The sequence below is a fragment of the Thiothrix sp. genome, assembly GCF_028714775.1.
Classification (GTDB): domain Bacteria; phylum Pseudomonadota; class Gammaproteobacteria; order Thiotrichales; family Thiotrichaceae; genus Thiothrix.
Map to the genome: position 1 here is coordinate 169,722 of NZ_JAQTLS010000010.1, position 8,035 is coordinate 177,756.

An 8,035-nucleotide genomic window follows, 5' to 3' on the forward strand; every position below is an offset into this window, starting at 1 on the left:
TAATTGATGTTTAAAGGAAAAAACCAACAACACGGGAAGTATAGTACAGCTTGCACGGATGTTTCTTAAACAATAATTTTTTTATGGGGATGCGGGTATTCCCTAGCACTTGAAATTCCCCCTCGACACCCACACGCTATACGCTACACAAAAATCTGGAGCCGCAATGGAACAATACCGAGGAACCACCATCCTAAGCGTGCGCCGCGACGGCAAAGTCGTGGTAGGTGGCGATGGTCAGGTCACGCTGGGCAACACCGTGATGAAGGGCAATGCCCGCAAAGTGCGCCGCCTGTACAATGATAAGGTGATTGCCGGTTTCGCGGGTGGCACGGCGGATGCGTTTACCCTGTTCGAGCGCTTTGAAAGCAAATTGCAAGCGCACCACGGCAACCTTACCCGTGCAGCGGTAGAACTCGCCAAAGACTGGCGCACCGACCGCATGTTGCGCAAATTAGAAGCGTTACTGATCGTGGCGGATGCCACCGCTTCCTTGCTGATCACTGGCAACGGCGACGTGATAGAACAAGAAAACGACCTGATTGCGATTGGTTCCGGTGGTGCTTTCGCCCAAGCAGCGGCACGCGCTTTGCTGGAAAATACTACGCTTTCCGCCCGCGAAATCGTCGAAAAAGGCTTGCACATTGCCGCCGACATTTGCATTTACAGCAACCACAACCTGACCATTGAGGAACTCTGATGACTGTCGGCACTATGACCCCCCGCGAAATCGTCCAAGAATTGGACAAGCACGTCATTGGTCAGGACAAGGCCAAACGTTGTGTTGCCATTGCCTTGCGCAACCGCTGGCGTCGCCAACAACTCGACGATGCGCTGCGCCCGGAAGTGACCCCGAAAAATATCCTCATGATCGGCCCGACAGGTGTGGGTAAAACTGAAATTGCCCGCCGCCTCGCCAAACTCGCCAATGCGCCGTTCATCAAGGTCGAAGCCACCAAATTTACTGAAGTCGGTTACGTGGGCAAGGAAGTCGATTCCATCATTCGTGATTTGGCGGATATGGCGATGAAAATGCTGCGCGAACAGGAAGTCGCCAAGGTTAACTACCGCGCCCAAGAAGCCGCAGAAGAACGCATCCTTGACCTGCTGTTACCTGCGCCGCGCAAGGAAAAGCCTGCCAACGAATGGCTGGCAACTGGCGACGAAGAGCCTGCCAAATACGCCACGGAAGAAACCGCGACCCGCCAGAAATTCCGCAAGAAACTGCGCGAAGGCGAACTCAACGACAAAGAAGTGGAAATGGATGTCGCTGTCGGTGGCGCAAATGTGGAAATCATGACCCCACCGGGCATGGAAGAAATGGCCAGCCAGTTGCAAAGCATGTTCCAAAACATCGGTAGCCAGAAAAAGCGCAAACGTAAGCTGAAAATCAAGGATGCGCTCAAACTGCTGACCGAGGAAGAAGCCTATAAGATGATCAACGAAGAGGAACTCAAGCAAAAGGCGCTGTTCGCCGTTGAACAGACTGGCATCGTGTTCCTCGACGAAATTGACAAAGTGGCACGCAGCGGGCAAACCAGCGGGGCGGACGTTTCCCGCGAAGGTGTGCAGCGCGACTTGCTGCCGCTGATTGAAGGTTGCACCGTCAACACCAAATACGGCATGGTGAAAACCGACCACATCCTGTTCATTGCTTCCGGGGCGTTCCACGTTTCCAAACCCTCTGACTTAATACCGGAATTACAGGGTCGTCTGCCAATTCGTGTAGAAATGGACGCCTTGAGCGCCAATGACTTCGAGCGCATCCTCACCGAGCCGAATGCTTCCTTGACCGAACAGTACCAAGGTTTGCTGGCAACCGAAGGGGTGGAACTGCATTTCAGTAAGGATGCGATCCGCCGCATTGCCGAAATTGCCTTTGAGGTCAACGAGCGCACCGAAAACATCGGGGCACGCCGCCTGCATACCGTGGTAGAACGCTTGCTGGAAAAGGTGCTGTTCGACGCGCCGGATTGCGACAGCCAGATGACGGTTGACGCCGAGTATGTCAATAATACCCTTGGCGAACTGGTCAAAGACGAAGACCTGAGCCGTTATATTTTATAAAGAGAAACGCACATGACACCGATCGACATTACCCTGAACCAGAAAACCCGCGAATTGCTGATCACATGGCCGGGCGATGAAGTCCACGCGCTGAGCTGCGAATACCTGCGGGTCAATTCGCCTTCCGCCGAAGTGCGTGGGCATGGGCCGGGGCAAGAAACCCTGCAAATCGGCAAGGAAAACGTCAATATCAAAGGCATCGAACCTGTCGGGCATTACGCGGTGAAACTGATTTTCGACGACAACCACGACAGCGGCTTGTACGACTGGAACTTGCTCTACGACCTCGGCAAAAACATGGAACAGTACTGGGCGGAATATCTGGCGAAGCTGGAAGCGCGAGGTTATACCCGTAAATTGCCGGGGCAGGTGATTTGATGCTCGACCAGCTCAAATACAATGCTGATGGCTTGATCCCCGCCATTGCCCAGCAATTCGACACCAACGAAGTGCTGATGATGGCGTGGATGAACCGTGAAAGTATCGCCGAAACCCTGCAAACCGGGCGGGTGTGTTACTGGTCACGTTCGCGCAATGCGTTCTGGCGTAAGGGTGAATCTTCCGGGCAAATGCAGGTGCTGAAAGAATTCCGTTTTGACTGCGATGCCGACACCATTTTGCTGCTGGTTGATCAGACTGGCCCGGCGTGCCATACCGGGCGGCGTTCCTGCTTTTATAACAAGGTGGAAGGCGATCAGGTCATCATTGACCGCGAAGTGCTGATCGACCCTGCGACGCTGTACCGTAAGTGAGCCTTGAACACTATGCCATCGCGGCGCTGATTGTGTTGCTGGCATATTTCATCCGGGGCATTACCGGCTTCGGGTCGGGGCTGATTGCCGTGCCGTTGCTGGCGTTGTTCCTGCCGCTGACCTTTGTGGTTCCGCTGATCCTGCTGATGGATTTCACCGCATCGCTGGTGCTGGGTGGGCTGGATTTCAAGCGTGTGCAATGGCAAGAAGTGGGCGCGTTGATCCCGTTCAGCATCCTTGGGGTAGTGGTGGGGACGCAATTGCTGGTAAACCTGCCTGTTACCCCAATGCTGTTGACGCTGGCGGCCTTCATTTTCGTTTTCGCGATCCGTAGCTTGCTGAACATCAAGGGCGAAAAGCCTGTTTCACGCTGGTGGGCAATCCCAACCGCGCTGGCAGGGGGAACCGTGGGCGGGCTGTTCGGCACGGGCGGGCCACCGTATGTGATTTACCTCAACCACCGTATCCACGACAAAACCTTATTGCGGGCAACGTTTTCCGCGTTGTTTTTCATCGAAGGTGGCGTCCGCATCGTGACCTTTTTCATTGCAGGCTTATTGCTGGCGCAACACGTGTGGTGGAGCGCGTTGGGGACTTTGCCGCTGATGTTGGGGGCATTGTGGCTGGGTGGGCGGGTGCATACTGGCCTGACACCTGCGCAAATGACGCGCCTGATCGGCATTTTATTGCTGGTGGCGAGCGTATCGCTGACGGTGAAAGCGCTATGATCGGGGCAAACGGCCTTGCCGCTTCATGGCTGGGGGCGATTGGCGCTGAGTTCGGGCAGGCTTACATGCAGGAGTTGGAGGCTTTCCTTGCGCGGGAACAAGCGCTGGGCAAATCCATCCTCCCGCCTGCTGAGATGCGTTTCAATGCCTTGCGGGCGACGGCGTTGGAAGCTGTGAACGTGGTGATCTTGGGGCAAGACCCTTACCCCACGCTGGGGCACGCACACGGCCTGTCATTTTCGGTATTGCCGGGCGTCAAACCGCTGCCGCGTTCGCTGCAAAACATCTACAAGGAACTGCTCGCCGATGTCGGGGTTGATAACCACCACACGGGTTGCCTGCAAACGTGGGCGCAACAGGGCGTGTTACTGCTGAACACGGTATTGTCGGTCGAGGAGGGCTGCGCCGCTAGCCACCAGAAAAAAGGTTGGGAACGTTTCACCGATGCGGTGATTCAGGCGGTTAACCAACAAGCAAATCCGGTGGTGTTCGTGTTGTGGGGCGGTCATGCACAGAAAAAAACGGGGCTGATTGATGAATCTCGCCATTTGGTGATTAAAAGTGCGCACCCTTCGCCGCTGTCAGCGCGGCACGGTTTCTTTGGTAGCAAGCCGTTTTCCACCATCAATACTTTCTTGCACGAACACGGGCGGGCGAAGATTAACTGGCAGTTGTGAGCGGAGCTTGTAGGTAAAGGGTTGGCACATGATCCGTCAGCCACACGCCATTGTCTGAGCGATAGAAGTTGAAACCATCGCGCTGCATTTGCCCTGCGGCTACTTTCAGGATAATCGGTTTGCCGTGCCGGATTCCGACTTTATAGGCGGTTTCTTCATCGGCGGAGAGGTGTACGTGTTGGCGGGAACGCTTTTCCAGACCTGTTTGCAAAATCGAGTCCAGAAAACGTTCGGCAGTGCCGTGATACAAGATTTCGGGCGGTTCAATGGGCTGCAAACCTAAATCCAGTGTTTTCAGTGAGTGCCCCTGATTGGCACGGATGCGGATTTTATCCTCATTGAAGCTGAAACGCTGTTTGTCGTTGGTGGTAACGACGTGTTCCAGTTCTTCCATGCTCATGCCGCGCCCGTGCGCAGCCAGTTGCGCCAGTAATTCGGGAACAGATGCCCAGCCCGCCTCGTCGAGTGTTAGGCCGATTTTATCCGGCTCATGTCGCAGGATGAGGCTGAGGAATTTGCTTTGTTTGGTGGTGCTTATTTGCTTCATTGTCTGTGTTCTTGAATTAAAGGGCGGAGCCAATTTTGACCCCGCCCATATTACGCTGCCTTGCCCTTGTCCGTCAGCTTGACCAGATCGTTCATCACGCCATCCAGCCCGCCGTAGACGTTCAAGGTGCTGATGCGCCCGGTGATCTTTTCCAAGATTTCCAGCTCTTTCAAGCGCAGCAACACAGGGTTGCCTTCCATGACTTTGGCGGTGTTGTGCATGGAGCGCGTTTCCTGCGTTTCTTCGCGGCGGCGGATTTGGTTGGCTTCGGCCTTTTTCTCGGCTTCAACGACTTGCGCCAGAATCGCCTTCATATCACCGGGCAACACGATGTCACGCGCTCCGACAGTTTTCAGGTCAATGCCGTAAGCCGCTGCTTTTTCCGCCACGCTGTTCTGGATGGTTTGGTTCAGCAAGTTTTTGTCTGCCAGCAATTCATCCAGCGTTTGCGTGGAAACCACCGCCCGTAAGGCCAATTGCAGTTCACGGTACAAGTAGTCCTTGTGGTCTGCCAGTGTCGTTTTGACTTGCTGCGGATCAACAATCTGCCACATGGCGGACAAGTTGACGCGCAAGCCTACGCGGTCTTTGGTGAGGATTTCCTGACCGTTGACTTCCATGTTTTGCAAACGGCAATCCAACTGGGTTGCTTCGATGGTGTGGTTGAACTTCCACCAAACGTGCGTGCCCGCTGTCAGGATGGCGTGCTGTTCGCCGTCAACCTCCAGAAAACCGCTGTGGCCTTCGGGGATGATGGCGATAGCCATTGCATTTAATGCCGCCGCTCGCAAGATCGCGTCTTTGGCAGCCAGCAATTGGCTTGCCAAGGCTTTGGGCAGCTTGAAATCGGTGCTGATGTCGATTTTACGCACCTCAATGCTGCGCTGACCTTGCCAGCACGCGCCACGTTGCGCAGGTGGCTTGATGTCTTTCAGCACGTTGTCTTGGTACAGCAAACCGACTTCCTGTTCGCCGGTTTCCCAGCGATGGATGTGCGCGGCGAATTTGTCGGCGTGCAAATCGGCAAGGCTGACGACATCATCCGGCACAAAGGTTTGCGCACTGCCGGTGACGGCGAATTGCTGCACGCGGTATTGGTTTTTCCAGCCGTAAAAGGTGTGGACACCCGCAGGCAGGACTTGCGCGAACTGTTCGTCTTTGAACAACAGCCCGCGATGTGTTTCTGGAACAATAACTTTGGTTTTGAATAACATGGCGTTGTCCTTGTAAAAATAAGGTGGCATTCCCCCACACCCTTGCAGGCTTGACGGTTTGTGCCGGATGGGAACGCCGCGCGAGCCGAGGCCGTTGCGGTTTCGCATCCACCAAACCCACCGTCAAGGCTGCGCGGGTGCTGGTCGTTGCCGTCAGGTAATCCGTGCCGAAACACGTACAGCCGTCGGGCATTGACCGTGGTGGTTTGCCGTTGTTTGCCCTTGCGGGCTAATCTACCGTAAAAGGGTAGGTTTACCAGTGGGAGTCGAACCCACTACAGCTTGATCAACTCAAGTGCTCTACCAATGAGCTATGGTAAGGAGCAGCTAATGGGAGTCGAACCCATGACCGACCGAATCTCTCGGTTGCTCTACCAGACTGAGCTATGGCTGTGTTTGTGACTTTGGAAACAGATACGCGGATACACCAGCGGTGGTCGCGTCAGGCAGGCTGTTGAACCTGCTCCACGAGTAACGAAAGTCGTAGGTATCTTTGCAAGGGGTGTGCCAAGTTTGCCGTTATTTTTTAAGTTATTGATAAGTAATGATTTTGCGTAAAAGATTAGTTCTGGGGGGAAAATGAGGCAATGGAAATATCTATCTATAAAGATAGGAGGCTATTTTTCATTGTTTTCGCTTGTGGACTGATTATGACCCTAAATGTCCATAATGTGTTTTTGTGGCTCATGGAAATGGTGTTTTGGCGCAAATACCTACCGCTGCCACTCACTGACAATTTCCTCATATTTCGCATCGACCAAACCCTGCTCATCAGCACATGCAAACAATGCCACTTGCAGCGCGGAATATTGCTGGGGGTAGGCACGCAATTGCTCCATGATGTGAATAACGTCCTCATCGCTCAAAAGCTGCTGCTGGATCAATGCCAAACTCGCGGGTTCAACGATGTCTTGCACGGGGTGAGAAAACGCCGCTTTCCAGTAGGCATACATCGCCAAGTGCTGCTCAAGACTCAGGGTAACGGATGAAGGTAAGCGGCAAATTTCATGCAAAACCAGAAACGGCGCATCGCCACCGATTTCCAGCGATTGCGCAATGAGTTGCTGCCACGCGGTTGTATCGTGATAGGGAAAACGGCAGTCGATTTGGGCGTAGAATTCTTGGTAGGTCATGTTGTTCAAGTCGTTTACAAGCCGCGTTCTACATACAGTTCATCTCGTTCAGGCATAACCTCATCCCCAAGGCTGAAGGTTTCCGCCTTGAACGGTTTGTAAACGTGCGTAGCTTGTAATTGAGTAACTCGATAAACTCTTTCCAGTCGCGATGGAACATCGGTGCGAAAACTCAGGTAGGATTGACGAAGCATTTCAACAGCATCCAGACGTTCCGCGATGGGGCGGGTGATCCAATACTGATAGTCGGATGGTTGATCTTGGTTGGTGGTGACACGCACCACCTTCCTGATTATGCGGGGTTCGCTGGTTGCTGGAATATCTGCCATTGGTGGGATGCTATGGGTAGTGAATTTATGCCTGATTATAACATCCCCCACCCCTGATCGCTGGAGAATCTCCTACCTAGTCGTTATCATAGAGCCATGAAAAACGCTAACCGAGGTGTTAGAAATGCAAGTTACACTCGATGTCCCTGAACAATTCGGGCTGGACTACACACTTCCCGAACTCGCGAAACAAATCAAGCTGTATGCGGCTCTCGCCATGTTTCAGGTGGGGAAAATATCTGCTGGCTTTGCCTGTGAATTTGCAGACGTAGACCGCTACCGCTTTTACGAAGAATGCGCTAAACACAAAACCCCTGTCATCCACTACGAACCCGGCGAACTCGAAGCAGAGTTGGAATATTTGTGCGGCACATAATCATGAAAAAAGATCAATTAATTAAATGTTTTTATTTTTCAACGAAATAAATAAATTTTCTTTAAAAAATATATAATTAATTATCCGAGACTGTAAACTGAACTGTGTAACTGCTATATAACAGCGGACCCCCCGCAAGGAGCAGTCACATGGAAACCCTTGATCCCGTCCTGATGGATGAGCTTTTAACCGATTGCAAAACGCCCGCTGAT

Annotated in this window: 12 protein-coding genes and 1 tRNA gene; 8 read left to right on the top strand and 5 right to left on the bottom strand. The window is 53.1% G+C overall.

Annotation, left to right across the window (positions count from 1 at the left end):
* The first annotated feature begins 166 nt into the window (after positions 1-166).
* The 6 genes from hslV to ung are packed head-to-tail and all read left to right on the top strand — an operon-like array spanning position 167 to position 4,224.
* The gene (hslV, locus tag PHE17_RS11555; RefSeq protein ID WP_301016007.1) at positions 167-700 is read left to right on the top strand and encodes an ATP-dependent protease subunit HslV; all 534 of its coding nucleotides are present in this window, start codon (positions 167-169) and stop codon (positions 698-700) included.
* On the top strand, positions 700-2,067 hold the full coding sequence (hslU, locus tag PHE17_RS11560; RefSeq protein ID WP_301016008.1) for an ATP-dependent protease ATPase subunit HslU: 1,368 nt from the start codon (positions 700-702) through the stop codon (positions 2,065-2,067). Before hslV ends, hslU begins: the two co-directional genes overlap by 1 nt.
* Before the next feature lie 12 nt (positions 2,068-2,079).
* Positions 2,080-2,445 carry a DUF971 domain-containing protein gene (locus tag PHE17_RS11565; protein WP_301016009.1) on the top strand — a complete coding sequence of 122 codons (366 nt, stop codon included), beginning with the start codon at positions 2,080-2,082 and terminating at the stop codon, positions 2,443-2,445.
* Complete coding sequence (gene hisI / locus PHE17_RS11570) at positions 2,445-2,819, top strand: phosphoribosyl-AMP cyclohydrolase (protein ID WP_301016010.1); 375 nt, start codon at positions 2,445-2,447, stop codon at positions 2,817-2,819. The genes PHE17_RS11565 and hisI overlap by 1 nt, the downstream gene beginning before the upstream one ends.
* Complete coding sequence (locus PHE17_RS11575; RefSeq protein WP_301016011.1) at positions 2,816-3,547, top strand: sulfite exporter TauE/SafE family protein; 732 nt, start codon at positions 2,816-2,818, stop codon at positions 3,545-3,547. The genes hisI and PHE17_RS11575 overlap by 4 nt, the downstream gene beginning before the upstream one ends.
* On the top strand, positions 3,544-4,224 hold the full coding sequence (gene ung, locus PHE17_RS11580) for a uracil-DNA glycosylase (protein WP_301016022.1): 681 nt from the start codon (positions 3,544-3,546) through the stop codon (positions 4,222-4,224). Before PHE17_RS11575 ends, ung begins: the two co-directional genes overlap by 4 nt.
* Here ung and PHE17_RS11585 read toward each other — a convergent pair.
* Both PHE17_RS11585 and PHE17_RS11590 read right to left on the bottom strand, forming a co-directional pair.
* On the bottom strand, positions 4,208-4,771 hold the full coding sequence (locus PHE17_RS11585) for an RNA 2'-phosphotransferase (protein ID WP_301016012.1): 564 nt from the start codon (positions 4,769-4,771) through the stop codon (positions 4,208-4,210). The two genes, ung and PHE17_RS11585, sit on opposite strands and share 17 nt — an antisense overlap.
* Positions 4,772-4,821: 50 nt before the next feature.
* Positions 4,822-5,985, bottom strand: coding sequence for a slipin family protein (locus tag PHE17_RS11590; RefSeq protein ID WP_301016014.1), 1,164 nt, complete (start codon positions 5,983-5,985; stop codon positions 4,822-4,824).
* 23 nt (positions 5,986-6,008) lie between these two features.
* Between PHE17_RS11590 and PHE17_RS11595 the strand changes: the two genes are divergently transcribed.
* Positions 6,009-6,146 (top strand): hypothetical protein, encoded by a 138-nt coding sequence (locus tag PHE17_RS11595; RefSeq protein WP_301016015.1) that lies wholly within the window; start codon positions 6,009-6,011, stop codon positions 6,144-6,146.
* 161 nt (positions 6,147-6,307) lie between these two features.
* Here PHE17_RS11595 and PHE17_RS11600 read toward each other — a convergent pair.
* From PHE17_RS11600 to PHE17_RS11610, 3 genes are all read right to left on the bottom strand, one after another.
* A tRNA-Ser gene (locus PHE17_RS11600) sits at positions 6,308-6,378 on the bottom strand.
* Between the two features lie 320 nt (positions 6,379-6,698).
* The gene (locus tag PHE17_RS11605) at positions 6,699-7,118 is read right to left on the bottom strand and encodes a hypothetical protein (protein WP_301016016.1); all 420 of its coding nucleotides are present in this window, start codon (positions 7,116-7,118) and stop codon (positions 6,699-6,701) included.
* A 14-nt stretch (positions 7,119-7,132) separates the two neighbouring features.
* Positions 7,133-7,447: a hypothetical protein gene (locus PHE17_RS11610; RefSeq protein WP_301016018.1), complete on the bottom strand. Its 315-nt coding sequence runs from the start codon at positions 7,445-7,447 to the stop codon at positions 7,133-7,135.
* A gap of 124 nt (positions 7,448-7,571) precedes the next feature.
* On the opposite strand from PHE17_RS11610, the gene PHE17_RS11615 reads away from it, so the two are divergent.
* On the top strand, positions 7,572-7,823 hold the full coding sequence (locus PHE17_RS11615) for a UPF0175 family protein (protein WP_301016019.1): 252 nt from the start codon (positions 7,572-7,574) through the stop codon (positions 7,821-7,823).
* Positions 7,824-8,035: the final 212 nt, after the last annotated feature.

Coding starts and splice junctions, on each gene's coding strand:
- PHE17_RS11615 (WP_301016019.1), top strand. CDS start 7,572: ATGCAAGTTACACTCGATGTCCCTGAACAATTCGGGCTGGACTACACA.
- PHE17_RS11585 (WP_301016012.1), bottom strand. CDS start 4,771: ATGAAGCAAATAAGCACCACCAAACAAAGCAAATTCCTCAGCCTCATC.
- PHE17_RS11605 (WP_301016016.1), bottom strand. CDS start 7,118: ATGACCTACCAAGAATTCTACGCCCAAATCGACTGCCGTTTTCCCTAT.
- PHE17_RS11565 (WP_301016009.1), top strand. CDS start 2,080: ATGACACCGATCGACATTACCCTGAACCAGAAAACCCGCGAATTGCTG.
- hslV (WP_301016007.1), top strand. CDS start 167: ATGGAACAATACCGAGGAACCACCATCCTAAGCGTGCGCCGCGACGGC.
- PHE17_RS11610 (WP_301016018.1), bottom strand. CDS start 7,447: ATGGCAGATATTCCAGCAACCAGCGAACCCCGCATAATCAGGAAGGTG.
- ung (WP_301016022.1), top strand. CDS start 3,544: ATGATCGGGGCAAACGGCCTTGCCGCTTCATGGCTGGGGGCGATTGGC.
- hslU (WP_301016008.1), top strand. CDS start 700: ATGACTGTCGGCACTATGACCCCCCGCGAAATCGTCCAAGAATTGGAC.
- hisI (WP_301016010.1), top strand. CDS start 2,445: ATGCTCGACCAGCTCAAATACAATGCTGATGGCTTGATCCCCGCCATT.
- PHE17_RS11590 (WP_301016014.1), bottom strand. CDS start 5,985: ATGTTATTCAAAACCAAAGTTATTGTTCCAGAAACACATCGCGGGCTG.